The 26187-nt window shown below is 62.9% G+C and carries 25 protein-coding genes; 13 read left to right on the top strand and 12 right to left on the bottom strand.

Annotation, left to right across the window (positions count from 1 at the left end):
• Window positions 1-3 precede the first annotated feature (3 nt).
• Window positions 4-2601: a translation initiation factor IF-2 gene (gene infB, locus BLW25_RS01430; protein WP_092895696.1), complete on the top strand. Its 2598-nt coding sequence runs from the start codon at window positions 4-6 to the stop codon at window positions 2599-2601.
• Window positions 2602-2701: 100 nt separating this feature from the next.
• Here the strand turns inward: infB and BLW25_RS01425 are convergent, their stop codons facing one another.
• Both BLW25_RS01425 and BLW25_RS01420 read right to left on the bottom strand, forming a co-directional pair.
• Window positions 2702-3598: a LysR family transcriptional regulator gene (locus tag BLW25_RS01425; protein ID WP_092895694.1), complete on the bottom strand. Its 897-nt coding sequence runs from the start codon at window positions 3596-3598 to the stop codon at window positions 2702-2704.
• A gap of 5 nt (window positions 3599-3603) precedes the next feature.
• A complete protein-coding gene (locus BLW25_RS01420; RefSeq protein WP_216279310.1) occupies window positions 3604-4989 on the bottom strand; it encodes an SLC13 family permease in 1386 nt (461 codons plus the stop codon).
• A 208-nt stretch (window positions 4990-5197) separates the two neighbouring features.
• Here BLW25_RS01420 and rfbF point away from each other — a divergent pair, with 208 nt between their 5' ends.
• Genes rfbF through BLW25_RS01395 form a run of 5 tightly spaced genes read left to right on the top strand, consistent with a single transcriptional unit; the run spans window position 5198 to window position 9588 of the window.
• Window positions 5198-5968, top strand: a complete 771-nt coding sequence (gene rfbF / locus BLW25_RS01415; protein WP_092895692.1) for a glucose-1-phosphate cytidylyltransferase — start codon at window positions 5198-5200, stop codon at window positions 5966-5968.
• On the top strand, window positions 5965-7035 hold the full coding sequence (rfbG, locus tag BLW25_RS01410; RefSeq protein ID WP_092895690.1) for a CDP-glucose 4,6-dehydratase: 1071 nt from the start codon (window positions 5965-5967) through the stop codon (window positions 7033-7035). Before rfbF ends, rfbG begins: the two co-directional genes overlap by 4 nt.
• Window positions 7032-8264: a class I SAM-dependent methyltransferase gene (locus BLW25_RS01405; protein ID WP_092895688.1), complete on the top strand. Its 1233-nt coding sequence runs from the start codon at window positions 7032-7034 to the stop codon at window positions 8262-8264. The genes rfbG and BLW25_RS01405 overlap by 4 nt, the downstream gene beginning before the upstream one ends.
• A complete protein-coding gene (locus BLW25_RS01400) occupies window positions 8261-8794 on the top strand; it encodes a dTDP-4-dehydrorhamnose 3,5-epimerase family protein (protein WP_092895686.1) in 534 nt (177 codons plus the stop codon). The genes BLW25_RS01405 and BLW25_RS01400 overlap by 4 nt, the downstream gene beginning before the upstream one ends.
• Window positions 8795-8811: 17 nt before the next feature.
• Complete coding sequence (locus BLW25_RS01395) at window positions 8812-9588, top strand: glycosyltransferase family 25 protein (RefSeq protein WP_092895684.1); 777 nt, start codon at window positions 8812-8814, stop codon at window positions 9586-9588.
• A gap of 3 nt (window positions 9589-9591) precedes the next feature.
• Here the strand turns inward: BLW25_RS01395 and BLW25_RS01390 are convergent, their stop codons facing one another.
• A complete protein-coding gene (locus tag BLW25_RS01390; RefSeq protein ID WP_171909451.1) occupies window positions 9592-10395 on the bottom strand; it encodes a glycosyltransferase in 804 nt (267 codons plus the stop codon).
• Window positions 10396-10546: 151 nt separating this feature from the next.
• Between BLW25_RS01390 and BLW25_RS01385 the strand changes: the two genes are divergently transcribed.
• Together BLW25_RS01385 and BLW25_RS01380 are read left to right on the top strand one after the other, a co-directional pair.
• On the top strand, window positions 10547-11470 hold the full coding sequence (locus BLW25_RS01385) for a glycosyltransferase family 2 protein (protein WP_171909450.1): 924 nt from the start codon (window positions 10547-10549) through the stop codon (window positions 11468-11470).
• 21 nt (window positions 11471-11491) lie between these two features.
• Window positions 11492-12373, top strand: coding sequence for a glycosyltransferase family 2 protein (locus tag BLW25_RS01380; protein ID WP_092895678.1), 882 nt, complete (start codon window positions 11492-11494; stop codon window positions 12371-12373).
• Window positions 12374-12422: 49 nt separating this feature from the next.
• On the opposite strand, the gene BLW25_RS01375 is transcribed toward BLW25_RS01380, so the two are convergent.
• Window positions 12423-13109 carry a DapH/DapD/GlmU-related protein gene (locus tag BLW25_RS01375; RefSeq protein WP_092901278.1) on the bottom strand — a complete coding sequence of 229 codons (687 nt, stop codon included), beginning with the start codon at window positions 13107-13109 and terminating at the stop codon, window positions 12423-12425.
• Between the two features lie 94 nt (window positions 13110-13203).
• Window positions 13204-13956, bottom strand: coding sequence for a cephalosporin hydroxylase family protein (locus BLW25_RS01370; RefSeq protein ID WP_092895676.1), 753 nt, complete (start codon window positions 13954-13956; stop codon window positions 13204-13206).
• A 93-nt stretch (window positions 13957-14049) separates the two neighbouring features.
• Between BLW25_RS01370 and BLW25_RS01365 the strand changes: the two genes are divergently transcribed.
• Window positions 14050-15243, top strand: coding sequence for a DegT/DnrJ/EryC1/StrS family aminotransferase (locus BLW25_RS01365; protein WP_092895674.1), 1194 nt, complete (start codon window positions 14050-14052; stop codon window positions 15241-15243).
• Window positions 15244-15549: 306 nt separating this feature from the next.
• Here the strand turns inward: BLW25_RS01365 and BLW25_RS01360 are convergent, their stop codons facing one another.
• A complete protein-coding gene (locus BLW25_RS01360) occupies window positions 15550-15861 on the bottom strand; it encodes an ETC complex I subunit (RefSeq protein WP_092895672.1) in 312 nt (103 codons plus the stop codon).
• A 201-nt stretch (window positions 15862-16062) separates the two neighbouring features.
• Between BLW25_RS01360 and uvrB the strand changes: the two genes are divergently transcribed.
• On the top strand, window positions 16063-18252 hold the full coding sequence (uvrB, locus tag BLW25_RS01355; protein ID WP_092895670.1) for an excinuclease ABC subunit UvrB: 2190 nt from the start codon (window positions 16063-16065) through the stop codon (window positions 18250-18252).
• Window positions 18253-18555: 303 nt separating this feature from the next.
• Here the strand turns inward: uvrB and BLW25_RS01350 are convergent, their stop codons facing one another.
• A complete protein-coding gene (locus tag BLW25_RS01350; RefSeq protein WP_092895668.1) occupies window positions 18556-18813 on the bottom strand; it encodes a GlsB/YeaQ/YmgE family stress response membrane protein in 258 nt (85 codons plus the stop codon).
• A gap of 255 nt (window positions 18814-19068) precedes the next feature.
• Here BLW25_RS01350 and BLW25_RS01345 point away from each other — a divergent pair, with 255 nt between their 5' ends.
• Window positions 19069-19272: a hypothetical protein gene (locus BLW25_RS01345; RefSeq protein ID WP_092895666.1), complete on the top strand. Its 204-nt coding sequence runs from the start codon at window positions 19069-19071 to the stop codon at window positions 19270-19272.
• On the opposite strand, the gene BLW25_RS01340 is transcribed toward BLW25_RS01345, so the two are convergent.
• On the bottom strand, window positions 19241-19546 hold the full coding sequence (locus tag BLW25_RS01340) for a hypothetical protein (protein ID WP_143040411.1): 306 nt from the start codon (window positions 19544-19546) through the stop codon (window positions 19241-19243). The genes BLW25_RS01345 and BLW25_RS01340 overlap by 32 nt on opposite strands.
• 311 nt (window positions 19547-19857) lie before the next feature.
• Between BLW25_RS01340 and BLW25_RS01335 the strand changes: the two genes are divergently transcribed.
• The gene (locus BLW25_RS01335) at window positions 19858-20922 is read left to right on the top strand and encodes a 3-deoxy-7-phosphoheptulonate synthase (RefSeq protein ID WP_092895662.1); all 1065 of its coding nucleotides are present in this window, start codon (window positions 19858-19860) and stop codon (window positions 20920-20922) included.
• Here the strand turns inward: BLW25_RS01335 and BLW25_RS01330 are convergent.
• Together BLW25_RS01330 and dcm are read right to left on the bottom strand one after the other, a co-directional pair.
• Window positions 20856-21368: a very short patch repair endonuclease gene (locus BLW25_RS01330; RefSeq protein ID WP_092895660.1), complete on the bottom strand. Its 513-nt coding sequence runs from the start codon at window positions 21366-21368 to the stop codon at window positions 20856-20858. The two genes, BLW25_RS01335 and BLW25_RS01330, sit on opposite strands and share 67 nt — an antisense overlap.
• On the bottom strand, window positions 21361-22557 hold the full coding sequence (gene dcm, locus BLW25_RS01325) for a DNA (cytosine-5-)-methyltransferase (protein WP_092901275.1): 1197 nt from the start codon (window positions 22555-22557) through the stop codon (window positions 21361-21363). Before dcm ends, BLW25_RS01330 begins: the two co-directional genes overlap by 8 nt.
• Window positions 22558-22737: 180 nt before the next feature.
• Here dcm and BLW25_RS01320 point away from each other — a divergent pair, with 180 nt between their 5' ends.
• Complete coding sequence (locus BLW25_RS01320; RefSeq protein ID WP_092895658.1) at window positions 22738-23184, top strand: pseudoazurin; 447 nt, start codon at window positions 22738-22740, stop codon at window positions 23182-23184.
• An 85-nt stretch (window positions 23185-23269) separates the two neighbouring features.
• Here BLW25_RS01320 and acs read toward each other — a convergent pair whose 3' ends face one another.
• On the bottom strand, window positions 23270-25225 hold the full coding sequence (gene acs / locus BLW25_RS01315) for an acetate--CoA ligase (protein ID WP_092895656.1): 1956 nt from the start codon (window positions 25223-25225) through the stop codon (window positions 23270-23272).
• Between the two features lie 168 nt (window positions 25226-25393).
• Window positions 25394-26053, bottom strand: coding sequence for a pyridoxamine 5'-phosphate oxidase family protein (locus BLW25_RS01310; protein ID WP_171909449.1), 660 nt, complete (start codon window positions 26051-26053; stop codon window positions 25394-25396).
• Between the last annotated feature and the right edge of the window lie 134 nt (window positions 26054-26187).

Below are 26187 nucleotides of genomic sequence, written 5' to 3'. Positions count from 1 at the left end.
CGTATGAGCGATACTGACGGCAAAAAACCCCTCGGGCTTGGCGGTGGTGGCCCACGTTCCGGTTCGGTGAAGCAAAGCTTCTCGCACGGACGCACCCATGCGGTGGTCGTAGAGACCAAACGCAAGCGCGTTGTGGTGCCTGCCCAGGCAAAGCCCGGTACGGCTGCCGGCGGGGCCGGCGCGTCGCATCTGGGCGACCCGTCGAAACGGCCCGCAGGCATCTCTGATGCCGAAATGCAGCGCCGCCTCGACGCTCTGCGCAGTGCCAAAGCACGCGAGCAGGAAGATGCAGCCAGACGGGCTGCCGAGGAAAAAGAACGCGAAGAGGAACGCCAGCGCCGCCGCGAGGAAATCGAGGCGAAAGAGCGCGAGGATCGCCAGCGCGAGGCTGCCCTCCGGGCGAAAGCCGAAGAGGAAGAGCGCGCCAAGCGCGAGGCCGAGGAAGAGGCAAAGGCCAGGGCCGCAGCCCGCAAGGCTGATGTGCTTGGCACGCAGCGCCGTCAGCCCGCAGCCCCCGAAGCACCTGCAAAGACCGCAGCCGAAGCCGATCCGGGCGTGCCCGCAGATCGCGGCGCGGGCCAGAGCCGTCCGCGCCCCGGTGCAACCGACGCCACCGGCCCGCGCCCGGCCACCACGCCGCGCAAGACCGAGCGCGAGCGTGAGAATCGCGATACCGATCGCGGCGCCGCACGTCGCGGCGAAGGCGACCGCCGTGCCGGCAAGCTGACACTCTCGGCTGCGACCAATGAAGAAGGCGGACGTCAGCGCAGCCTTGCTGCGATGAAGCGCAAGCAGGAAAAGGCACGTCAGAAGGCTATGGGCTTCTCGAAGCCCGAGAAGCAGGCCCGCGATGTGCAGCTGCCTGAGACCATTGTGATCAGCGAACTGGCGAACCGGATGGCCGAACGTGCCGCCGATGTCGTCAAATCGCTGATGAAAATGGGCATGATGGTCACGATGAACCAGTCCATTGATGCCGATACGGCTGAACTGGTGATCGAGGAATTCGGCCACCGTGCTGTCCGCGTCTCGGATGCTGACGTTGAACAGTCGATCGACACTGTTGTCGACAAAGCCGATGACCTGATCACCCGCTCGCCGGTTGTAACGATCATGGGCCATGTCGACCACGGCAAGACCTCGCTTCTGGACAAGATCCGCAAGGCCACCGTGGCAAGCGGGGAGGCCGGCGGCATCACGCAGCATATCGGTGCCTATCAGGTGAAAGCCCCGAACGGCCAGCTGATCACCTTCCTCGACACGCCCGGCCACGCGGCCTTCACCTCGATGCGCGCCCGTGGTGCCCAGGTGACGGATATCGTGGTGCTGGTGGTCGCGGCGGATGATGCGGTCATGCCGCAGACGATCGAGGCGATTTCCCACGCGAAAGCGGCGGGCGTTCCGATCATCGTGGCGATCAACAAGATCGACAAACCTTCGGCCAATCCGACCAAGGTGCGTACCGATCTTCTGCAGCACGAGATCGTCGTCGAGGCGATGTCGGGCGATGTGCAGGATGTCGAGGTTTCGGCCCATACCGGCCAGGGCATTGACGACCTGCTGGAAGCCATCGCGATCCAGGCCGAAGTGCTTGACCTGAAAGCCAACCCGAACCGGGCCGCCCGTGCGGCCGTGGTCGAGGCCAAGCTGGATGTCGGCCGTGGCCCGGTGGCGACGGTTCTTGTGCAGAACGGCACGCTGAAGAAGGGCGATATCTTCGTCGTCGGCGAGAAATGGGGTAAGGTCCGCGCGCTTGTGAATGACAAGGGCGAGACCGTGCTCGAGGCCGGCCCGTCGGTTCCTGTCGAAGTGCTTGGCCTTGATGGCACGCCTTCGGCTGGCGACACGCTTGACGTTGTGGCCTCCGAGGCTCAGGCCCGCGAGATCGCCGATTACCGCGAGAAAGCGACCAAGGACAAACGTGCGGCTGCTGGTGCCGCGACCACGCTGGAACAGCTGATGGCGAAAGCCAAGGCTGACAAGGATGTGGCCGTGCTGCCGGTGATCGTGAAGGCCGACGTGCAGGGCTCGGCGGAAGCCATCGTCCAGGCGCTGGAAAAGGTTGGCAATGACGAGGTCCGGATCCGGATCCTGCATTACGGCGTCGGTGCGATCACCGATTCGGATGTGGGCCTGGCCGATGCCTCGGGCGCGCCGATCCTTGCGTTCAACGTGCGTCCCAACGCGACCGCCCGTGCTTCGGCACAGCAAAAGGGCGTCGAGATCCGCTATTATTCGATCATCTACGATCTGCTGGATGAAATGAAGCAGGCGGCTTCGGGGATGCTCAAGGCCGAGATCCGCGAGCATTTCATCGGCTATGCGAAGATCCTCGAGGTCTTCCGCATCACCGGTACCGGCAATGTCGCAGGCTGTCTGGTCACCGAAGGCATTGCCCGCCGTTCGGCTGGCGTGCGCCTGCTGCGTGACAATGTGGTGATCCATGAAGGCACGCTGAAAACGCTGAAGCGCCATAAGGACGAGGTCAAAGAGGTCCAGTCCGGCACCGAATGCGGTATGGCGTTTGAGCGCTACGAGGATATCCGTCAGGGCGACGTGATCGAGATCTTCGAACGCGAAGAGATCCAGCGCAGCCTCTGAGCGCCCGGCCTCAAAGCGTCGTGACTATGGAAAAAGGCCGGGATCATGTCCCGGCCTTTTTCATTTCTGATCTGTTTCGGGCCCTGGCCGCTGCGCGCGATCATGGCCAGAGATCAGCCGCGACTGTATCCGTGGCGGCAATCAGCGGCTCTTCCGCCCGGCTGGCGAGGGTTGCGAAAACCAAATCACCCCCCTGTCCGGCCTGGCAGATCAGCTCCAGCTCGCCCTGGTCTCGCGCGGCAAAAGCCGCCTTGTCGTGAAGAAAGCCCGGACCGGCCCCGCTTGCGATCAGGCTGCGGGTGGCGGCCTCGCGGTCGATCCCGATCACCTGGCGCGGACGGAACTGGTGGCGCAGGAACAGCGCCCCGGCGGCCTGGCCGCAACAGCTCGGGCTCTCGTCGGGCAGGATCCAGGTCTTTTGTGCCAGCGCCTGCCAGTCGGGATCGGACGGATCCGCCACCATGCCTTTCGGTGCCGCAAGCCAGACGCTGAACCGTCCCACCACCCGCTGCGTCAGATCGCTCAGATCCTCCCCGGCACGGTCCGGAGCGGGCGCGTTGAAAAACCCTGCGTCAAAACTGCCCTCCCGCAGCCCGCGAATCACCTCGCCGCTGCTCGCCTGCACCAGGGTCACCGCGATCTCCGGATGCCGGGAGGAAAGCGTGCTGACCAGCCGGCCGGGCGGCTCCGGATCAGAATTGCCGCCACCCGCGATCCGCAGCGGGCCGGAGAGCCTTCCGCGCAACCGCTGTGCCCCGGCGAGGAAATCGCGATGCGCCGCCAGGATCGCTTCGGCTTGGGCCAGCAGCCGGGCGCCGTCATCGGTCAGCCCCATCCCCCGCGGATTGCGCCGGAAGAGCACGAGGCCCAGCTCCTCCTCCAGTGCTTTGATATGGGCGCTGACCGCCGGCTGGCTCAGACAAAGCTGTTCCGAGGCGCGGGTGATACTGCCCGCCGCCGCCACGGCAATAAAACTGCGCAGCTCATGGATATCCATCGTGGTTACGATAGCGGAAACATGCCGAGACACCACCACCAGACCAGATCAAGCGGCGTCAGCACCAGAAGCGTCAGCCCGAAAAGGATGAGGCAGATCCGGGTCATCTCGCGCATCGGCAGATTGCCGGTCTGCGCCGCCATGATCAAAGGCGGCGCCTGAAACGGCAGCATCACATTGGAAAACGCAAGTGCCTGGGTCATCAGCACCGTGGCCAGCGGCAGGCCGGTCACTTCTGCCAGATGGCCGGCGCCGGGGGTCATCACCAGCGGCACGCCGGGCTGATTGGTCACCAGCGCCACCAGCGTCGCGATCGCGCCAAGCGCCAGGGTGCTGCGCAGCGGCTGACCCGGCGCGAGCCCGATCAGCCGGGATGCCTGACCGACGATCCATTCGCCCAGCCCGCTGGTCGCAATCACCGCCCCGAGCCCCATGATCGCCGCCACGAAGAACAAGGTCCCGTAGCCGATTTCTTCATTCAGGCATTTCGGCCCGGTCAGCCCCGCGCCCGGCCAGAGACAGATCACCGCCCCCGCCAGCGCGATCCAGCCCGGCGAGATGTGATGCAGCGCATCGGTCAGCCACAGGCCCAGCATCGCAAGGATGACCACCAGAAGCGCGATCTCGGCCCGGCTCATGGCCGATGGCGCCTCATGCTGCTCCGGACGCCCGGGCGGCTGATCGGGATAAAGGCGCAGGATCACCACCACCAGCAACGCTGCCTTCAGCGCGCCCAGCACCGGAAAATGCAGCCAGAGATAGTCGAAATAGCCGATGTGATATTGCCAGAGGCTTTCGGCACTGCCCGCAAGGATCATGTTCGGCAGATTGGCGGGCAGGATCGCATAGGCCGGCAGGCAGGCCCCGAACGTGGCCGCCATCAGCATGGCCATCCGTCCCGGTCGCCCCTGCGTATATCCGAGGTGATCCGCCAGCGCCGCCACCACAGGCAGCAAGAGCGCAATCCGCCCCATCGATGAGGGCAGCACGAAAGACAGCACCACCCCCACCGCAACGATCGTCGCCACGATGCCGCCAAGGCTCTGCCCCGTCAGCCGCCCCAGAAGCGGCGCCAGCCGCCGCCCGAGCCCGGTAAAGCGGATCGAGGCCGCCATCACCATCCCTCCGAACAACAGCCAGAAGGTCGAGGAGGAAAAGCCCCCCAGCACCACATCGGGCACTGCCAGTCCGCTCAGGATCGCCACCGCGAAGAAGATAAGCCCGGTGAGATGTTCCGGCACCGCGCCGCTTGCCCACATCAGGATGCAAAACGCACCTAACCCGGCGGTCCCGGCGATCCCCCAGGGCAGCCAGAGCGCCAGCCCCGCGGCGAGCGCGAGGCTCATCAGGGTGATCAGCGCCGCCATGCCCTGTCTTTGTACTGCGCCCATCAGAGCCTCTCCTGCCATCCTGGCCGCCCCATCCGGTCAGGCCAGTTCACGCTATCGCATATCCGCCGACCGGCTTACCAATCGAATGAACGGGGGCCTCCCCCCGGAAAAGCTGAGGACCGCCGCCGACATCGCCCCTGCCTGCGCCGGAGGTTGTCATCCGCGGCCGCGATATTGTACATAGCGGGCGACGGATATGAGGGTGGACATGCAGGCTGTTATCCTGGCAGGGGGCTTTGGTACCCGGATCTCCGAAGAAAGCCATCTGAAACCCAAGCCGATGATCGAGATCGGCAGCCGCCCGATATTGTGGCATATCATGAAAATCTATGCCCATCACGGCATCACCGATTTCGTGATCTGCCTTGGCTATCGCGGCCATATGATCAAGGAATATTTCGCCAATTACGTCATGCACAGCTCGGATATGACGGTGGATGCGCGGACGGGCGAGATCACCTATCACGGCTCTGTCGCCGAACCCTGGCGCATCACGCTGATTGACACAGGCGAGAATTCGATGACGGGGGGGCGTCTGAAACGGGCAAAGCCCTGGCTTGGCCAGACCTTTTGCATGACCTATGGCGACGGGGTCTCGGATATCGACATCACGGCGGAAATCGCCTTTCACCGCGCCCATGGCAAGCTTGCGACCATCGCGGCAGTGACGCCTCCGGGCCGCTATGGCGCGCTTGAGATCACCGCAAGCGGCCAGGTGGAGCGGTTCATCGAAAAGCCGCCCGGGGATGAGGGCCGCATCAATGGCGGCTTTTTCGTGCTGGAGCGCGAAGTTCTGGACCGGATCGAGGGCGATCCCACCCCGTTCGAGGGCGACCCGCTCGAGGGGCTCGCCCGCGACGGCGAGCTGCAGGCCTGGCGCCATCCCGGCTTCTGGCACGCGATGGATACGCTGCGCGACCGCAACCATCTGGAAAAGCTCTGGGCCGGTGGGGCCGCGCCCTGGAAAATCTGGTCGTGACCTCTGATTCCGCGAAGGACTTCTGGGCGGGGAAGCGCGTTCTCCTGACCGGACATACCGGGTTCAAGGGCGCCTGGGCGGGCCGCTGGCTGGCGCGGCGCGGCGCGGCCGTGACCGGTCTCGCTTTGCCGCCGGAGCCCGGGCCCAACCTCTCGACGCTTCTGGGCGAGGGTCATCTCGCGGCCTCGCATCTGGTCGATCTGCGCGACGCGGCAGCGGTTGACGCGGCCGTGGCACAGGCACAGCCCGATCTGGTGCTGCATATGGCCGCACAGCCGCTGGTGCGGCGGTCTTACGCGGAACCGGTCGCGACCTTTGCCACCAATGTCATGGGCACGCTGCATCTGCTTGACGCGCTGCACCGGCTGGCACGCCCGCGCGCGGTGCTCGTGATCACCTCGGACAAGGTCTATGAGAATGACGGCTCCGGCCGTGCCTATGAAGAAAGCGACCGGCTGGGCGGGCATGACCCCTATTCGGCCTCGAAAGCCGCGACAGAGATCGCAGTGGCCTCGTGGCGGCAGTCTTTCTGCACCGAGGCTGGCCCCCGGCTGATGACCGCGCGGGGCGGCAATGTGATCGGCGGCGGCGACTGGTCGGAGGACCGGCTGATCCCCGATATCATCCGTGCGCTGGTCGCAGATGAGGTGCCGCTGCTGCGCAATCCCGCCTCGACCCGGCCCTGGCAGCATGTGCTGGAATGTCTTGACGGCTATCTCACCCTGCTTGAGGCGATGACAGGTGACGCGCCCCTGCCCGATGCGCTGAATTTCGGCCCTGCCGAGGGGGCAGAGCCGGTCGCGGTCGGCGTCCTGACAAACCGCCTGCTCTCGGCCATGGGCCGCCCCTCCGCTTTCGCGCAGGACAGTCAGACCGGCCCGCATGAAATGGCGCTCCTGGGTATCAACTCCGCGCTGGCGCAGAAGGTGCTTGGCTGGACGCCGCGCCTTGACGCCGCCCGGACCATCGGCCTCACCGCTGACTGGTATGCCGCCTGGGCGGAAGGGCAGAATATGACTGCGCTCACCGACCACCAGATTGCCCTTTACGAGGATATCCGCCCGTGACCCGTTCCTGCCGCTTTTGCAACGCAGCCCTGACCCAGACGCTCGTCGATCTGGGCGAGACCCCGCTTGCAAACAGCTACCTGCCCGCAGGGGATGCGGGCGCCCTGGCCGCCGAGCGACGCTTTCCGCTCCATGTCATGGTCTGCAACAGCTGCTGGCTTGCCCAGACCACCGAGACCGTGCCTGCGGACGCGATCTTCTCGCATGGCTATGCCTATCTCTCGTCCTTTTCCCAGGGCTGGGTCGAACATGCCCGCCGCTATGCGACCGCCATGACGGCGCGGTTCGGGCTTGGCCCGCAATCGAAAGTGGTCGAGATCGCGTCGAATGACGGCTATCTGCTGCAGCATTTCGTGGGGGCTGGCATCCCGGTTCTGGGGGTCGAGCCCGCAGGCCATGCCGCAAGCCTTGCCGAAGCCAAAGGCGTGCCCACTCTTGTCGCGTTTTTCGGCGAAGACACTGCCCGGCGCCTGCGCGCCGAAGGCCATGGCGCCGACCTGATGGCCGCGAATAACGTGCTGGCCCATGTCCCCGATATCCGCGATTTCGCTGCCGGATTCCGCGTGCTGCTGAACCCCGAAGGCGTTGCGACCTTTGAATTTCCGCATCTGGCGCGGCTGATCGAACAGGTACAGTTCGATACGATCTATCACGAACACTATTCCTACCTGTCGCTGACCTTTGTGCGCCGCCTGATGGACGAGGCCGGGCTGGAGGTCTTCGATGTCGAACGCCTGCCAACCCATGGCGGCTCGCTGAGGGTCTTTGTCGGCCATAAGGGCGCGCATCAGCCGGGGCCGGGCCTTGCAGAGGTCGCGGCGGAAGAGACGCGCCTGAAACTGGATCAGGCTGCCGGATATGCCGATCTTGCGGGCCAGGTCGCCGCGATCACGAGCGCCTTCCGCGCCTTCGTGGCGCGTGCGCGCGAAGAAGGCAAAACCGTCGCAGGATACGGCGCCGCCGCCAAGGGGAACACCTTCCTCAACGTGGCCGGTATCGGCGCGGATGACATCGCTTTCGTTGTCGACCGAAACCCCGAGAAACAGGCGACCCTTTTGCCGGGCAGCCATATCCCGGTCTTCGCGCCCGAGGAAATCGCCGCACGCCGCCCGGATTACCTGGTGATCCTGCCCTGGAACATCGCAGCCGAGGTCCGCGACCAACAGGCGCAGATCCGCACCTGGGGTGGCGAATTCGTCACCGCGATCCCGGCGCTTCACATCGGATGAGACTGGTCCCGACACCGCTTCCCGGCCTGATCCAGGTCGAGGCTGATCCGCATCAGGATACGCGCGGGCAGTTCGCGCGGGTCTACTGCCGTGACAGCTTTCTGGCGGCCGGGGTGGATTTTCAGCCGGTGCAGGTCAATCTTTCGACCAATACGGCGGTCCATACCTTGCGGGGCCTGCACTATCAGGCCGGTGAGTTTGCCGAGGAAAAGCTGGTCCGCTGTGTTGCGGGTCGCGTATGGGATGTCGCCGTCGATCTTCGCCACGGCCCGACGCGCGGCAAATGGCATGCGGTGGAGCTGGATGCCGGGCGGATGAACGGCATCTATATCCCCAAAGGCTTTGCGCATGGGTTTCTCAGCCTGACGCCCGGCGCGGTGGTTCAATATATGATGGCGCCCGCCTATATCCCCGGTCATGGGCGCGGTATCGCCTGGAATGACCCCGATCTCGCCATCAGCTGGCCTGCGCGCCCTGCGGTGATCTCGGAGGCTGACGCCGCCCTGCCGCCCTTTGCCAGCCTGACCTGACCACCACAGGAGTGACCATGCCAGATTCGCAAATGCTGCCTGATTTCGGCGCCTGGCTGATCAACCTGCCGCGATCAGCACAGCGTCGCGCCGCTATGGAGGCACAGCTTTCTGCGCTGAACCTGCCCTATAGCCTGCATGAGGCCACTGATGGCCGCGCCGAATGGGACCGGCTGGTGCAGAATGTCGACCTCGCCGCCTTTCGCCGAAATGTCGGCCGCGAAGTGCTTCCGGGCGAGATTGGCTGCTACCATTCGCATATTGCGGTCTGGCAGGCGTTTCTCGACTCCGGCAAGGATGTGGCGCTGGTGCTGGAGGATGATGTCGTTTTCCATCCCGAATTCATGACTGCGCTGCAAACGGCGCTGGCCGCGAAGGCAGACTGGGATTTCCTGAAGCTCAACAAGATCCGCGCCAAACAGCCCTTGCGGCAAAAAAAGCTCGGTATCTGGGATCTGAACGCCTATCTTGGCCCCGCAACGGGCCTTGGCGCCTACCTCATCCGTCGCGATCTGGCGGCGCGGCTCTTGCCCGGGATGCTGCCGATCACCCGCCCCATCGACCACGAGCTCGACCGCGTCCATATCCATGACTTCCGCCATTACGGGCTGGAGCCCTTCCCCAGCCATGTCGATGACGGCAATTCCAGCACCATCACCGGCCAGTCGCACAGCGATGTGCGGAAATTTCCCTGGTATCGGCGGCTGCCGCTTTATGGGCTGCGCTTGCGCTATATGATCGGAAAGCTGGTCTATCTGATCCGCAAAGGGCGCTTTCCCGCCCCTAAGGGCTGAGGATCAGCGCGGCAGGTCGCCGCCGTTTTCCACCCAGTATTCCGCCATCCAGCGCACCTGGCCATGGCCCATATGCGGAAACCTGTCCCAGAACCGGTTGCCCGGGCGCAGAAGGTCAATCGGGCGCGGCGTGCCGTGGAAGGCGAGCACCTTGGCAGAGGCCGGTGGTGCTTTCGGGGGCAGGATCAGATCCAGGCCAATCGGACGGCGCAGATGCCGCTTGAAGCTGATCACCCAGCCATCGGGCCAGTAATCCATTGCGCTGGCTTCGGCACCGACCCAGTTCTGCTCGATCACGTGGTCACGCACCGCCTTTTCACGATCAGCGGTAAAGCGGTCGACGATCTGGCCTTCTGCGCCAAGAGTGAAGGCGAAGATGCAGGTTCCGGCTTCGCGCGGGGCGTTGGCCCGCGACGGTCGCCCCCAGCCCTCGCCCATATCCGTGGTCAGGACCGGTGCCGGATGGTCGAAAAACGGATCCAGCGCGCCGCAGATCACCATATCAAGATCGATGAAAAGCGCGCGGCCCTTCAGCCCGTAAAGGTCATGCTGAAACACCCCGAGCTTGGCCCAGGCGCCGCTTTTCCACATGCCGGGGGTCAGCCCCAGATCGGGGATCGGACAGGCCTCGATTTCCGGGCCAAGCCCGGTCGCGTCATCCGTCAGGCAGACAAAGCGGAAATCCCCGGTGATGTTCCGGCGGCAGGCATTATAAAGCACGTTCACATAGCTGGCAGGGTAAAGCTTGCCCCATTTCATGCTCAGCACAACGCGCTCGCCAGAGCCGCTTTTCGAATGGGGAGCCATACCTGCCTCGGATTTACGTGCATCGGATCACAAAGGCCCATTCTGTCACCATTCGGCCCGGGCTGCCAGTGCGGGCCGCACAGCCCCGTCGCAGCCTCGCCATTCGCCGCGCAATGCGCTAGTCATAAGGCAGGAAACGGGGGGCCTGGCAGTGACAGAGGGGCGGGATGCGGTAAAGACTGAGGGGCTTGCACTGACGGTGTTGATCCCGACGCATAACCGCCCGGATCTGCTGAAACGTTCAGTCGCCTCGGCGCTGGCGGATCTGCCACCGGCGGCTGAACTGCTGGTGATCGATGATGCCTCCGATCTCCCCGCAAGCGAAGTTCTGGCCGGATGGGATGCGTCTCTCCGGGTTCTGCGAAACAGCGGTTTGCGTGGTGCGGCAGGGGCGCGGAATTTCGGCGTCGCCGAGGCATTGGGCGATATCATCCTCTTCCTCGACGATGATGACGAACTCCTGCCCGGCTACGCCGCCCGGGTTCTGGAAATCGCCACAAGCGAGCCCGTGGATTACGGCTTCAGCGCGGTGATCCGGCGCGATGCTTCGGGGCATGAGGAAACGGTCACCCGCCGCCTCGCCCCGGGTCAGGTGCCGGCGAAAGCGGCGCTGCGCCACAAGATCGCCGGGCTTGGCACCGGTTTCTGGATCCGCCGCGCGCGGTTTCTCGCCCTGGGCGGCCTCGATCCCGACCAGAAGATCGACGAGGATACCAGCCTGTGCTGCGCGCTCATCGCCAGTGGCAGCCTGCCCTGGTATGAGACGCGGCCCGGCATGCGGATCTATCACCTGCACAGCACCGCCGATGCGCCCGGCGCGCAGCTGACGCAAGGCTCGGACCCGGATCTGGTGCTGGACTGCTACCTGCGGACCTGGACCCGGCATGAGGCAAGCTTTCCCGCCTGGTCCGAGGCACGCTGGTTCCTTGGGGCACGGTATCTGCGCCGGGCGGCGAAACTGGGCGCGCGCGCGCGGATCAGGGCGTTCACCGCAATGGTGCGCCCCTGGATGATGCGCCCCGCATTCCGGCTTTATGGCGTGGTCAAGCTCCTGTCGTCGAAATCACGGCCCTAAGACATCTGCCCGGAGATCAACATGCCAAAAGTCACTATCGGAGTGCCTGTTTATAACGGGGTTTCTCTTATCCAAAGATGTCTCGAAAATCTTGCGGCCCAGGATTTTGATGATTTCGAAGTCATCATTTCCGACAATGCCTCCACTGATGGAACAAGCGAGATCTGCTCCGGATTTGCCACAAAGGACCGGCGTTTCAGGCATGTGCGTCACGCAGAAACATCATCGGCAAACGACAATTTCCGCTGGGTGCGCGATGCCGCCGACAGCGAATACTTCGCGTTTCGCGCCTATGACGACATCAGCTCTCCTGACTATTTCAGAAAGCTCGCCGGGATACTGCAGGCCGGTTCGCATCTGCATCTTGCCGCCGGTAATATCCGCCAGGATTTTGGCCCGGTGATCGGAATGCGCGAGGCACCCTGGATCAGTGACCCGGCTATCGAAGCCGCAGCGCCTGAGCAACGCATTCCATACCGCATGTTTGCCTGCCAGGCGGGCTGGTTCTATGGGCTATGGCGGAAAAAGGCACTCACTCAGGCCCTTGACCGTGTGCTGTCACAGTATGACGATCTCTGGGCTGGCGATCACCTGATCTTGCTGCATGCCATGCTTGCAGATGGGGTGGCAGGCACCTCAGATCCGGATGTTGAGTTCATCCAGGGTATATTGCCTGGCCCCAGCCATTATGGCTCATCGCGGCGGCCGCGCTGGTCCGTGATGAAAGACCGCAACACCCGCTTCCTCGCCTGTGCCCGCGACCTGCTTGCCGAGACGGATATGACTCCGGCAACCAGACGGGCAGTTGATCAGGTTCTGGTCAGATATACCTATAAGCGCTGCTATCCATGGCGGCGCGTCGCGAAGGCCAGACTGCGCATGCTGCTCGGCATAGAAAGATAGTTGCCGCGCCGGAACTACATACCCCGTGCAGCGCTCGGGCGATCCGCCATCAATGGCCCTGACCATTCAGCCCCAGATCATGCTGACGCGCGGCATTCGCCTCATCGATACGCAGGATCCGCCCCGGATTGCCGACCACGACCGCCCCATCGGGCACGTCTTTCGTTACCACCGCCCCGGCACCGATCATCGCAAAATTGCCAATCCGGACCCGCGGCAGAATGGTTGCATTGGTGCCCACAAACACCCCATCCCCGATGCGGCAACAGCCCGAGACGCTGACCTCATGCGCAATGAAGGTCGATGAGCCGATCAACGTCTCATGCCCCACTTTCGCGCCCATATGCAGACTCGAATTGTCTCCGATCACTACACCGGCCTGCAAGACCACGGCTTCCTGGATGTAATTCCCGCAGCCGAGGCTGACCATGTCCAGATCGACGGAAGGATGCAGAAAATTCGCCAGCCGGCCACCGCGCCGGATGATATCCCGGCTCGTCTCGTAGCGCACCAGAGCGCTGCCGGTGATCAGGTTCACGAAGTGCACGCCCTCGGTGGCGAGCCCGGCAACCCGGTCGGAGCCACCCAGCACCGGATAGCCGTAGAAGTCGCTTCCCTGCAGGGACGGATCATTATCGATGAACCCGGCCACCTCGCACCTCTGACCCGCGCGTTCCAGCGCGCGTAGCATACGGATCGTCTCGGGGTTGGATGCGCCAAGAAAACAAAGCTTCACATCGGTCCTCCTTGCCATAGGAGATCTGGTATTCCCTGCCGCGACCGGCAGCAACAGGGGATCTTCAATGCCGATGCTGCGCGCCTGTCCGCCATCACTCCTTAACGCAACGCAGATACCCCCCCGGCGACGAGGAGAGCTGCAATTTGCCATTGATGAGCGGATCCGGTTCGAACCGGTCGGTTCCGGCAAGGAAATCCCCGACCGCACTCAGCGGCTCATCACCCGGATACCAGATTTTCGACCGTTTCTTCGGCGTCTGATCCGGCGTCATGAAGCCAATCACCGTATCCGCGACCACAAGATAGCAGCCTTCGGTCACCAGATCGGCATAGGCGCGGCATTCCGCCAGAACATGCGCGCGCGAATGGTCGCTGTCGAGAACCACCATCACACGCGACCCCGGCGGGATTTCGGCCCGCACCTTTGCCAGCGTATCCTCATCGGCCGAACCGCCCTCGATCAGCACCACCCGTTTCGACATCGGATGGCTTTCGATCGTGTCACGGTTATGGGCGCGGATGTCGATATCGACACCGATCACCTTGCCCTTGCCCATCACCTCCAGAAGCGAGGCCATGAACAGCACCGATCCGCCGCGCGCCACACCGGTTTCGATGATCACATCGGGCTTTGTCTCCCAGATCACCTCTTGCGTGGCCATGATATCGGCCGGCATCTGGATGATCGGAACGCCCATCCAGCTCCAGAGATAGGAGTAATCATAGCGGTCCAGCGCGGTGAGCATATCAAGCGATTGCGCGAAAACCGCCTTGTCCTCTCCGAGCGCGAGCGCTTGCTTGCGTTTATGGGCTTCGAACTCTAAACGGTCGTCTTGTACGGTCACTTTGGCCTCGATACGACTTGGATCTGGGTATCGGGATCAGACGACCAGGACCGGCCACCGGTCAAGAGAAAACCGGTCAGGGAGAAACGTCGAATGACATCTGATCGGCCATTGGGCCCCAATCCAGACGCGCCCGTTTCCGCCGCAAAGCCCGCCCGCCAGATCCCGGTGGCAGCGCCGTCGATTACTGAACGCGAGGGCGAGCTGGCGCGTGAGGCCGCGCTGAACGCCTGGGGCGCGGATCACTACCGCTATAACCGCCGGTTCGAAGAGATGCTCGCCGCCCATTGCGGAGTTGCCCATGCGGTCAGCCTGCCCCATGCGACCTCCGGGCTGCATCTGGCGCTGGCGGCACTTGGGGTCGGGCCCGGTGATGAGGTGATCGGCCCGGATGTGACCTGGATCGCCTCGATGGCGCCGGTCACTTATGTAGGCGCGGTGCCGGTTTTCGTTGATATCCTGCCCGATACCTGGTGTCTTGACCCGGTGGCGGTCGAGGCCGCAATCACACCCCGGACAAAGGCGATCATCGGCGTCGATCTCTATGGTTCGATGTGTGACTGGGAGGCGCTGCGTGCCCTTGCCGACCGCCATGGAATCGCACTGATCGAGGATGCGGCCGAAGCGCTTGGCTCGACATATTGCGGGCGCCCGGCCGGCAGCCTCGGCGATGTGGCGGTGTTTTCCTTCCATGGCTCGAAAACCATCACCACCGGCGAAGGCGGTGCGCTGGTCACCAATGATCCGGCCCTGCATGCAAGGGTGCAAAAGCTGCGCGACCATGGCCGCCCGCCGGGAGACCGGTTTTTCCTAAATGACGAGGTCGCATTCAAATACAAGATGAGCGCCGTCCAGGCCGCCCTTGGCATCGCACAGATGGAGCGGCTGGACGCGCTGATCGCCTATAAGCGGCAATTGTTCGGCTGGTATGCCGACCGGTTGCGCGATGTGCCCGGCCTCGCGATCAATGCCGAACCGCAAGAGGTGAAGAACTCATTCTGGATGGTCACGGTCATCCCCGATGAACGCTATGATCTGGATAAATTCGCCCTGCAAACCGCGCTGGCCGAACAAGGCATTGATTCAAGACCATTCTTCTCAAGCCTCTCATCGCTCAAGGCCTATGCGGACACAGACTGCCGCCCCCTGATGACGCCGCGCACAGAGACCGCACGGATCGTCCATGCCGGGATCAATCTGCCCTCGGGCTATGGCCTCGATGAAGCAACCGTGAGCTATATTTGCGAAACGCTGAAAGAGATCCTGCAGAGATGCGCCCGGCGCTGAGGCAACGCGCTCCTTCTCCACCCTCACCGACCCAAAGCTGCAGCTCTTTCGGCACTCCTCCCCATGGGCAAGGGGATGGGCATACATCGTATTCTCGCCGCACTAGCTGATAAGAGTATAGCGGTCGACATTTTCGACGGCCCTGAGGACGAAATCGCACTCAAGGGTCCTGCAAGGGACAGGCCTGGGCTGTCATGCTCCATGGCATAGCCAAGCGTCAGTTGCGCGGCGCGCAATATCTGCGACAGCGCAAGTTTGGGGCAAGCGGCTGTCAGCCGGAACGAACGTTACTGCAATTAGCCCCGGTCAATGGGTCCACGGATTGCGCCGGTCTGTGGCGAAATTCTCGCCATAGCCACGCAGGCGGATATTTGCCTTGCGCGGGGTCGGCTCGATCACCGTATAGGCGATGCCATGCTGTTGGGCGTAGGCTTCGGCCTCTTCGCGGGTCTCGAACCGCAGCTTGACCTGGGTCTGGGTGTCCGAAGATGAGGTCCAGCCCATCAGCGGATCCACTTCACGTGCCGAATCCTGCGCGAATTCCAGCAGCCAGACATGGGTTTTGCCCATACCAGATTGCATGGCATTGCGGCTGGGCTGATAGATACGGGCTCGCATTGGGCTGACCTCCGGAATAGCCCCGCCGTTCTGGCCGAAACGCTGCGAAAGTGCAAGGGATGCCGACAGACCGGACCATCGCGCCGGCGCATCTCGCGCCACAAGGACAGCGCGGCGCTGAACTGGGGTTGAACTGGAACAAAAACAGATCAAATTAGCGACAGACTGCCCGCTGCCCCCCTGCCCCTCCCGAGGCCCGAGATGCATAACAACGCGCCCGACAAGCTGCCCGACATTTCCCATATCACGCCAGTCCGGCGCGAAAAGCTCGAAGGCGGGCAGCGCTTTGTCATGCACACGCCCTTCACCGCGGCGGGCGACCAGCCGACCGCAATTGCCGAACTGTCGCAGGGTGTGACCGCAGGTGAACATGACCAGGTGCTGCTGGGGGCAACCGGCACCGGTAAGACCTTCACCATGGCGAAAGTGATCGAAGAGACGCAGCGCCCGGCGATCATCCTTGCGCCAAACAAGACGCTGGCCGCGCAATTATACGGGGAATTCAAAGGCTTCTTCCCCGATAATGCCGTTGAGTATTTCGTAAGCTATTACGATTACTACCAGCCCGAGGCCTATGTCGCGCGCACCGATACCTTTATCGAGAAAGAAAGCCAGATCAACGAAGCCATCGACCGGATGCGCCATTCCGCGACAAGGGCACTGCTGGAGCGTGACGATGTGATCATCGTGGCGTCGGTGTCCTGTATCTACGGCATCGGCTCGGTCGAGACCTATTCGGCGATGACCCAGGACATGGTTCAGGGCCAGTTCTATGATCAGCGCAAATTCATCCAGGAACTGGTGGCGCAGCAATACCGGCGTTCGGAGGTCGGGTTTCAGCGCGGCGGGTTCCGCGTCCGGGGCGATGTGATCGAACTTTGGCCCGCCCACCTTGAAGACCGCGCATGGCGGTTCTCATTTTTCGGCGAAGAGCTGGAAAGTATCACCGAATTCGACCCGCTGACCGGCGCGAAAACCGGCAGCTACAGCCAGATCCGTATCTATGCCAACAGCCATTATGTGACGCCGCGCCCGACCATGGCCCAGGCGATCCAGGGCATCCGTGCCGAGCTGCACCAGCAGCTGAAACGCTTCAACGATGAGGGCAAGCTGCTGGAGGCGCAACGTCTTGAACAGCGCACGCGGTTTGATCTGGAGATGCTGGAAGCCACCGGCGTCTGCAACGGGATCGAGAACTATTCGCGTTATCTGACGGGGCGCGCACCTGGCGAGCCGCCGCCGACGCTTTTTGAATTCATCCCTGACAATGCCATTGTTTTTGCGGATGAATCCCACGTTTCTGTGCCGCAGATCGGCGGCATGTACCGGGGCGACTTCCGGCGCAAATCGGTGCTGGCGGAACATGGCTTCCGCCTGCCCTCCTGCATGGACAACCGGCCGCTGAAATTCGAGGAATGGGACGCGATGCGGCCGCAATCGGTCTTCGTTTCGGCCACTCCCGCGGCATGGGAGCTGGAACAGGCCGGTGGTGTTTTCACCGAACAGGTGATCCGCCCGACGGGTCTGATCGATCCGATGATCGAGATCCGGCCGGTCGACATGCAGGTGGATGACCTTCTCGACGAGGTCCGGCGGGTCGCGGCAAAGGGCCTGCGCGTTCTGGTGACCACGCTGACCAAGCGCATGGCGGAGGATCTGACCGAATATATGCATGAACAGGGGATCCGCATCCGCTACATGCATTCCGATATCGACACGATCGAACGGATCGAGATCCTGCGCGATCTGCGGCTGGGTGCCTTTGACGTGCTGGTGGGTATCAACCTTCTGCGCGAGGGGCTCGATATTCCCGAATGCGGACTGGTGGCGATTCTCGATGCGGATAAGGAGGGCTTCCTGCGGTCGGAAACCTCGCTGATCCAGACCATCGGGCGGGCCGCGCGCAATGCCGAGGGGCGGGTGATCATGTATGCCGACAAGATCACCGGCTCGATGAGCCGAGCCATGGCCGAGACCGAACGGCGGCGCGAAAAGCAAAAAGCCTATAACCGTGAACATGGCATCACGCCGCAGACGGTGAAGAAAAACGTCGAGGATGTGCTGGCGGGGCTGTGGTCGGGCGATACCGATCAGTCGCGGGTGACGGCGAAAATCGACCGGCCGGCGGTGGGCCAAAATCTGGCGGCGCATCTCGACGCGCTGCGGGTGGCGATGCGCAAGGCGGCCGAAAACCTCGAATTCGAGGAAGCGGCGCGGCTGCGCGACGAGGTCAAACGGCTCGAAGCGGTAGAACTGGCCGTGGCCGACGACCCGCTGGCACGGCAATCGGCGGTCGATGAGGCGGTGGATGAGGCCGTGAGAGCTTCGGGCCGCTCGACTGCCGGGCGCGCGGGCCAACGTGGCGGCACCAAAAGGAGCAAGCGGCGATAACAAGCCCACTTGTCCCCCGCTGTTGAGCCTGATTGACGCCTGCGTGCTGCGTTGCGGCGGTTCAGCCGGGTTTCCGTCCGGGGCTGTGATCCGCGCAATGTCCAGACCTGTTCAGGCGCCTGCGCGCCCGTCGCGCCAGATGTCGGACAACGATTCAGTCTGGCGAAGATTACGCCGACCGAAGTTTCGACGGCCCTGCTGCTGTCGAAGGGCTGGTCAGGGTCATCGGCCAGGATATTTACGATCCTGACCGGGGTGGCGACGGGGTCGGCTGCGACCGCTGCCCCCGTCGCATTAATGATTTCAGGCTGTCCTCACCAGGCGGATCAGCAGCAGGAGAATCACCGCACCGATGGTGGCATGGATGATGGAGGCAAGAATTGCATTGCCGCCAAAGGTCAGACCGATCCGCGGCAGGATCAGCCCGGCGATAAAGGCGCCCACCACACCAACCACGATATTGCCGACCAGGCCAAAGCCGTAGCCTTTGACCAGTTGTCCCGCCAGCCAGCCGGCAATTGCGCCGATGACCAGAAGAATCAGAATGCTTTCGATACCCATAATCTCTCCCTCACTTTAACGAAGCGCCGTCAGGGTGTCGGGCGATGCCGCCCCGCCCGAAGATCGGCGGTTCTGTTGCAGAGCCTCACTATGGCCGGAAGATTAACGCAGCCGGAGCGATTTGGTTCCCTCTCGCAGAATGACCCTGGCTCACGGCGATTGACCTTGCCGCCGCATCCGCCGAATGTGCTTTGCTCCGACTTTCGACGCCTCATCCGCCGCCGCTTCACCTCATTAAAGACCGGACCCGTGCCCATGCAGATCCTCGACCCGTTTCACCCGATGTTCGAGCGCCCCGTCACGCGGCTCTTGACCACGGTCCTGCCGATCCTGTGGTCGGGTCTGGAGTTCTTTGTCTTCAACGCGCCGCTTTGGGGGGCGGTCTTCCTCGTGGCGGGGCTTTATGCCGGCTATATGCTCTATATCGTCAGGCCAAAGGGGCCGGACGGGGGCAAGTGACCAGCCCCCGCATCTCGCCCGAATCGCCCTGAAGAGCGCTTTCGCGCAATTTGCAGCCGGTGAGCTCGGGGATCAGGTCGATCATTGTGGCCCGAATCGCCTGATGCTCCCCCGGTGAGGCCCAGCCGAGACGGATCACCTCGACACTGCTGCCCTTCAGAAAGACCACATAGTCATGCCCGCCACGGCTGGCGTCAAAGCGCTCGGCCCCGAACATATGCGGCGCAGGCTGGGCACCACAGGCGGCAAGAAAAAGGGGCAGGATCAGGGTCACTCGCATGATCCGATGCTCTGCGACCAGGGTTAATAATTCCTGAAGATCTTTGCCCGACCCACCAGGCCCCTGAAAATCCCCACTATTTTTCTGGTGACAAAGTGATTTTTCGCGCTTAGCTTTCCCGACATGTCGATGTCCTGCGCCCCCGTCTGGTTTTATTACTTCCGCTCATGCCAGCGGATGCGGGCGGCTGTGTAACGCGAGACAGGCGATACTCACCAAAAACCCCCAAGCCGCTGGTTAGACCGGCGGCTTTCCGTTTTCGGGGGTACCGGTCAGATCCTGAGGCAAAGAACAGGAAGACCGAAATGCCGACCGAAACCAACAATCTGCGTATCGAGGAATTGCGCCCCCTGCCCTCGCCGCTGGAGCTCGCCGTGGCGATCCCGCGCGATGCCGCCATATCCGAGACCGTAGCACAAAGCCGCAATGCCATCCGCGAGATTCTGGCGGGCCGTGATGAGCGGCTCCTCCTCGTGATCGGGCCCTGTTCGATCCATGACCCCGAGGCCGCGATGGATTACGCCCGCCGCCTCGCGGCCGAGCGCAAGCGCCACCAGGACAAGCTGGAAATCGTGATGCGGGTCTATTTCGAAAAGCCGCGCACCACGGTCGGCTGGAAGGGTCTGATCAATGATCCGCATCTCGACGGCTCGGACCGGATCGAAGACGGGCTGCCCCTGGCGCGCAAGCTGCTGCTCGATATCAACCGCATGGGTCTGCCCGCCTCGACCGAATTCCTCGACCCGATCATGCCGCAATATTTCGCAGATCTGATCGCCTGGGGCGCGATCGGGGCGCGCACCACGGAAAGCCAGATCCATCGCCAGCTGGCCTCGGGCCTGTCCTGCCCGGTCGGCTTCAAGAACGGCACCGATGGCTCGGTCCAGATGGCGCTGGATGCGATTCTGTCGGCACGCGGCCAGCATTCTTTCCCGGCGATCACGGCAGACGGCCGGGCGGCGATCGCGCGCACCACCGGCAACCCCGATTGTCATGTCGTGCTGCGCGGCGGGTCGAATGGGCCGAATTTCAGTGCCGCCGATGTCGATGCGGTGGCTGCGGCTGCGGCAAAGGCCGGCATTGATCCGGGTATCATGATCGATGCGAGCCATGCCAACAGCGGCAAAGACCCGGCCCGCCAGCCCGGCGTTGTTGCCGATGTCGCCGCCCGTATCCGCGCGGGCGAGCGCCGTATCCGTGCGCTGATGGTCGAAAGCAACCTGGTCGCCGGTGCGCAAAAAGTCGTTCCTGGCCAAAAGCTTGTCTATGGCCAGTCGATCACCGATGGCTGTATCTCCTGGGATCAGACGGTCGAACTGCTTGACGGACTCGCCGATGCGGTCAAAGCGGGCGATATGGCCGCCGCCTGAGCCATAATCTCGATATGCTGGCCGCCCCCGGTTATCCAGGCGGCCAGCTCTGCCAGTACAGCAGCTTCCGGCTGCCGCCCCCGCCCTTTCAGCGCGCATTCCCAGACCAGGGCAACCCGCCAGCCCTGTGCCTCAAGCGCGGCCAGGACGCGGGCGTCGCGCGCCATATTGCTGCCGATCTTGCCGCGCCAGAACTCTTCCCGCGTCCTGGGCCAGCGAAACAGATCGCAGCCATGGCCGTGCCAGAAACACCCATGCGCGAAGATCACCGCCCGGTATTTCGCAAGCACCAGGTCGGGCCGCCCGGGCAGGTCACCCCTTTGCAACCGGTAGCGGAACCCGAGTCGGTGCAGCCCCTTGCGCAACACCCTCTCGGGCTTTGTATCCGCGCCCCGGATCGCCTGCATATTGCGCCGCCGCACATCAGGCGAATGAACGTCAGCCATGGATCAGCGAAAGGATATGTGGCCGCATTTTCTGCGCGACCTCGGCAAAGACCGGGACCGCCACCGAATTGCCGAACTGGCGATAGGCCTGGGTGTCCGAGACCGGAATGCGGAAATTCTCACCATAGCCCATCAGTCGCGCGCATTCCCTGGGCGTCAGGCGGCGCGGGTTTTCACCGGGCCGCTGGCGGATCAGGATCTCGGAGCCGTCCTTGTAGTAGCGCGCCGAAAGCGTGCGGGCGATGTCATCCGGCCCGAAAAGGCCAAATCCGAACCCATTGCCCTTTGCGCGATGCTTGGCGGCATAGTCCTGAAGATAGCGCCAGAGCTTATCGGTCAGCGTGTACTTCTCGCTGACAACCGCATCGGGGCCGGTGGTGAAATGCCCTTCCGGAGCCTCAGTGCCGTTCTCGGGATGCAGGATCGTGCCCAGCCGACGCCCGCCGTAAGTGGGCAGCTCAAGGTCAGCCCAGCTGAAAGAGGTGGTCTCGCGAAAACCCACCATCACGATCCGCTCGCGATGTTGCGGCACGAAATGACCGGCATCAATCACTTTGGTAAAAAGCTGGTAGCCCAGCTCTTCAGTCAGTGTCCGGTGAATGACAGCAAAGGTATTGCCCTTATCATGGCTTTGCAGGTTCTTTACATTTTCCAACAAGAACGCGGCCGGGCGATGGTGTTTTATCAGCCGCGCCACGTCAAAAAACAACGTGCCCTGGGTTTCATCGGCAAAACCATGCGCCCGGCCGAGCGCATTTTTCTTCGAGACCCCGGCGATAGAGAACGGCTGGCAGGGAAAGCCCGCAACCAGCACATCATGGTCGGGCACATCGGCCTCAGCCACTTCGCGGATATCGCCGGCAATCGGGCGGTTGTCAGGATAATTGGCGTGATAGGTTTTCTGCGCGAACTGATCCCATTCCGAGGTGAAAATACAGCGCCCCCCCGCCGCCTCCATGGCACGCCTGAGGCCCCCGATTCCGGCGAAGAGGTCGATGAACGTGAAAGAGCCTTCAGGGTCCGGATGGCGCCCGGCCTCGGCACGCAATACCGTCAGGACAGCCTCGCGCGGGGCTTCTTCGCCACGTTTCCAGCGGTAAATATGGCCCTCGGAATAGCCAAGACGTTTCGCGGCATCGGGCACAGACCACCCCGCCTGGGCCAGAAGCCTGTCAAATTCGGTTTGCATCGCGGCTTTCATCTCTGGGAATTTTTCTGACATTATGGCGATACACGCCCCGCCGCAACCGGGACTGCGACGCCCCGCCGCAGGTCCGGTTTGACCTCGCTCAAGGTCGGGCAGGACAACTCCGCTTAGCGCATGGGGAATGGCCGGTTGCCGGTCATTTCTGTGACACAGGAGTTCACCATGACATCCCGCATCCTTTTCGCCGCCCTGATCGCCTGCGGCCTCGCAGCCCCCGGCTTTGCCGCCGAAATCGAGGTGCATATGCTGAACAAAGGCGCCGCCGGCACAATGGTTTTCGAGCCGGATTACGTGCGCGCCGAACCGGGCGATGTGATCAGGTTCATCCCAACCGACAAGAGCCACAATGTCGAGGCAATCAAAGATATGTTGCCGCCCGGCGCCGCGGTGTTCAAAGGCAAAATCAATGAAGAACTTGACGTGACGGTGACCGAGCCAGGCATTTACGGCGTCAAATGCACGCCGCATCTGGCCATGGGCATGGTGATGGTGATCCAGGTGGGCGCGGCGCCTGCAGATCTGGCGGACGAGATCGAAAAGCTCAAGGCGGTGAAACTGCCAAAGAAAGCGCGTGAGCGGATGGATCTGGCACTGGATCAGGTTCAATAATCGAACATCCATATGGAAAACGCCGCCCGATTACGAGCAGCGTTTTCCCTTCTTCAACATTTCTTCCGGATCTGGCGTTAAAGCCTCATCCCTTGTTCATCCTGTTCTCGATGAGGTCTTCGACGACGGTCGGGTCTGCGAGGGTTGAGGTATCCCCGAGGGCGGCAAAGTCGTTTTCGGCGATTTTGCGCAGGATGCGGCGCATGATCTTGCCGGAACGCGTCTTCGGCAGGCCCGGGGCGAACTGGATCAGGTCGGGTTTGGCGATCGGGCCGATCTCGGCGCGGACCCAGGCCTCCAGCTCGCGCTTCAGCTCGGGGGTCGGCGTCACCCCGTTCATCAGCGTGACATAGGCATAGATGCCCTGCCCCTTGAGGTCATGCGGATAGCCGACAACTGCCGCTTCGGCGACCTTCTCATGCGCGACAAGGGCGGATTCCACCTCTGCCGTGCCCATCCGGTGGCCGGAGACGTTAATGACATCATCGACACGGCCGGTAATCCAGTAATAGCCATCCGCATCGCGACGGCAGCCGTCGCCCGTAAAATAATACCCTTTATACTGGCTGAAATAAGCCTCTTCAAATCGCGCGTGATCCCCCCAGAGCGTCCGCATCTGCCCGGGCCAGCTGTCGCTGATGCACAACACGCCCTCGCATTCGGTTTCGCTCAGCTCTGCCCCGGTCTGCGGGTCAAGCACCACCGGCTTCACCCCGAAAAACGGCACCGTCGCCGAGCCGGGCTTCGTCGCCACAGCCCCCGGCAAGGGCGTCAGCATATGGCCGCCGGTCTCGGTCTGCCAGAAAGTGTCGACGATCGGCAGTTTCCCTTTTCCAACATATTTGTCGTACCAGGCCCAGGCTTCGGGGTTGATAGGTTCACCAACCGAGCCAAGCAGCTTCAGAGACGACAGGTCGTGACGCTCGACAAATTCCGGCCCCATCCCCATCAGCGACCGGATCGCGGTCGGCGCGGTATAGAACTGATTGACCCGGTGTTTGGCGCAGACCTCCCAGAAACGGCCGGCATCGGGCCAGGTCGGCACGCCTTCGAACATCAGCGTGGTGCCGCCATTCGCCAGCGGCCCATAGACGATATAGCTGTGGCCGGTGACCCAGCCGACATCGGCCGTGCACCAGTAAATATCGCCGTCATGATAGTCGAACGTATATTGATGCGTCATCGCGGCATAGGTGAGATAGCCGCCCGATGTATGCACCACGCCCTTCGGCTTGCCGGTCGAGCCGGACGTATAGAGGATGAACAAAGGATCCTCGGCGCCGACCTCGACATAGGGGCAATAGGGCTTCGCTTCAGCCATTTCCGCCAGCAGGTCGAAATCGCGGCCCGAGACCCAGGAGATCTGCTCGCCCGTGCGTTTCACCACCAGGCATTTCACCCGGTCCGAACAATGCAAAAGCGCCTTATCGGTGTTGTCCTTGAGCCCGGTCTTCTTGCCGGCGCGCGGTGCCCAGTCGGCGGTGATCACGAGCTTCGCCTCGGAATCATTGATCCGGTTCGCCAGGGCATCCGGGGAAAAGCCCCCGAAAACAACGGAATGCACCGCGCCGAGCCGGGCGCAGGCCAGCATCGCATAGGCCGCCTCGGGGATCATCGGCAGATAAAGCACGACGCGGTCGCCCTTTTTCACACCATGCGATTTCAGCACATTGGCCATGCGCGAGACCTGCTCGAGCAGCGCGCGATAGGTGATATGTTTCGCCGGCTCCTTCGGATCATCCGGCTCCCAGATGATCGCGGTCTGCTCCGCCCGGTCGATCAGATGGCGGTCGATGCAATTCGCCGCCACATTCAGCGAGCCGTCGCCAAACCAGCGGATCGAGATATTCCCCGGCGCGAAACTGGTCTCTTTCACCGTGCTATAGGGCTGGATCCAGTCCAGACGAAGCCCCTCGCGCCCCCAGAAAGCATCAGGAGACGCAACCGATTCGCCGTAAAGACGCGCGTAACCCGCAGCATCAACATGCGCACCCGCCGAAAATTCCAATGATGGCGCGCGGCTCGTAACCGGACCTGACATGACACATTCCTCCCTTGCTTCGGGCGGTCTGTGCCCCTGGCCGGGATTTCCCCAAGGCCCGGCTCCCGCCCCGATCTGCTGGCCGGGGCCGGATCCATGACCGCCCCCCTGAACGCGATAGGGGGACTCAGGAGCGGAAAGGTCAATAAGCGTCGAGCGACTTACCGTTCAACCGAAGGTGAAATCGCGCAGATAAGAGGGCGGCTCTGCGGCAAGCCCGGGCGCCAGGTCTGGGGCCGGGCGCGGCGCCCCCGTCACCATCTGCATCGGCAGGACCCCGGCCCAGACCGGCCAGCCCGCATCTTCCGGCGGGTCGGTCGGATCACCGGCGCTGATCTTCGCCGAAGCCTCCGAAATCGGCAGCGACAAGACCGCCGTCGCCTTCAGTTCCTGCACCGTCATCGGGCGCAAAGCGTCCCAGCGGCCGGGGAAAAGCCGCTCCATCATCGCCTTCAGCGCAGCCTCTTTTTCGGCCGGGTCGCGCAGCAGGACCGCTTCGCCAAAGACCATCACCGAGCGATATTGCGTTGAATGTTCCAGCCCTGACCGCGCCAGAACCATCCCATCGACCGCCGTCACCGTGACACAGACCTTCGCGCCCGATGCCGCCTTGATCATCCGGCTGGCCGAAGATCCGTGCCAGTAAATCCGGTCACCGATCCGCCATTGCAACGTCGCGGTCACCACCGGCTGGCCGTCAATCAGATGGCCGATATGGGCCAGCGGAATGCGGTCCAGCAAATCGCGGATCACCTCAGGGTCATAGCTGGCCATCCCATGCTGACGGCGGGCACGGGTCAGGGTCGAAGGCGGCTTATGGTCGGACATGCTGGCTCCAGGCGGTGGCTGTTCGCGCAATCTTCTCTGACGCCGCCCTGACGTCCACCCCGTTTCAGCCAGCGCATCGGCCGGATCCGACAGAAGAAAACCCCGCCCGGGCATACCGGACGGGGTTTAAATAT

This window comes from Rhodobacter sp. 24-YEA-8 (assembly GCF_900105075.1).
GTDB lineage: Bacteria > Pseudomonadota > Alphaproteobacteria > Rhodobacterales > Rhodobacteraceae > Pseudogemmobacter.
The sequence above is the reverse complement of the archived record's forward strand: the minus strand, read 5'-3'. Positions and strand labels throughout refer to the sequence as shown.

What these genes read in the sequence shown, in the direction of transcription:
- infB (WP_092895696.1), top strand. Translation starts at nt 4, where the DNA reads ATGAGCGATACTGACGGCAAAAAACCCCTCGGGCTTGGCGGTGGTGGC.
- BLW25_RS01425 (WP_092895694.1), bottom strand. Translation starts at nt 3,598, where the DNA reads ATGGATATCCATGAGCTGCGCAGTTTTATTGCCGTGGCGGCGGCGGGC.
- BLW25_RS01420 (WP_216279310.1), bottom strand. Translation starts at nt 4,989, where the DNA reads ATGGGCGCAGTACAAAGACAGGGCATGGCGGCGCTGATCACCCTGATG.
- rfbF (WP_092895692.1), top strand. Translation starts at nt 5,198, where the DNA reads ATGCAGGCTGTTATCCTGGCAGGGGGCTTTGGTACCCGGATCTCCGAA.
- BLW25_RS01400 (WP_092895686.1), top strand. Translation starts at nt 8,261, where the DNA reads ATGAGACTGGTCCCGACACCGCTTCCCGGCCTGATCCAGGTCGAGGCT.
- BLW25_RS01395 (WP_092895684.1), top strand. Translation starts at nt 8,812, where the DNA reads ATGCCAGATTCGCAAATGCTGCCTGATTTCGGCGCCTGGCTGATCAAC.
- BLW25_RS01390 (WP_171909451.1), bottom strand. Translation starts at nt 10,395, where the DNA reads ATGGCTCCCCATTCGAAAAGCGGCTCTGGCGAGCGCGTTGTGCTGAGC.
- BLW25_RS01380 (WP_092895678.1), top strand. Translation starts at nt 11,492, where the DNA reads ATGCCAAAAGTCACTATCGGAGTGCCTGTTTATAACGGGGTTTCTCTT.
- BLW25_RS01365 (WP_092895674.1), top strand. Translation starts at nt 14,050, where the DNA reads ATGACATCTGATCGGCCATTGGGCCCCAATCCAGACGCGCCCGTTTCC.
- BLW25_RS01360 (WP_092895672.1), bottom strand. Translation starts at nt 15,861, where the DNA reads ATGCGAGCCCGTATCTATCAGCCCAGCCGCAATGCCATGCAATCTGGT.
- uvrB (WP_092895670.1), top strand. Translation starts at nt 16,063, where the DNA reads ATGCATAACAACGCGCCCGACAAGCTGCCCGACATTTCCCATATCACG.
- BLW25_RS01350 (WP_092895668.1), bottom strand. Translation starts at nt 18,813, where the DNA reads ATGGGTATCGAAAGCATTCTGATTCTTCTGGTCATCGGCGCAATTGCC.
- BLW25_RS01345 (WP_092895666.1), top strand. Translation starts at nt 19,069, where the DNA reads ATGCAGATCCTCGACCCGTTTCACCCGATGTTCGAGCGCCCCGTCACG.
- BLW25_RS01335 (WP_092895662.1), top strand. Translation starts at nt 19,858, where the DNA reads ATGCCGACCGAAACCAACAATCTGCGTATCGAGGAATTGCGCCCCCTG.
- BLW25_RS01330 (WP_092895660.1), bottom strand. Translation starts at nt 21,368, where the DNA reads ATGGCTGACGTTCATTCGCCTGATGTGCGGCGGCGCAATATGCAGGCG.
- dcm (WP_092901275.1), bottom strand. Translation starts at nt 22,557, where the DNA reads ATGCAAACCGAATTTGACAGGCTTCTGGCCCAGGCGGGGTGGTCTGTG.
- BLW25_RS01320 (WP_092895658.1), top strand. Translation starts at nt 22,738, where the DNA reads ATGACATCCCGCATCCTTTTCGCCGCCCTGATCGCCTGCGGCCTCGCA.
- acs (WP_092895656.1), bottom strand. Translation starts at nt 25,225, where the DNA reads ATGTCAGGTCCGGTTACGAGCCGCGCGCCATCATTGGAATTTTCGGCG.
- BLW25_RS01310 (WP_171909449.1), bottom strand. Translation starts at nt 26,053, where the DNA reads ATGTCCGACCATAAGCCGCCTTCGACCCTGACCCGTGCCCGCCGTCAG.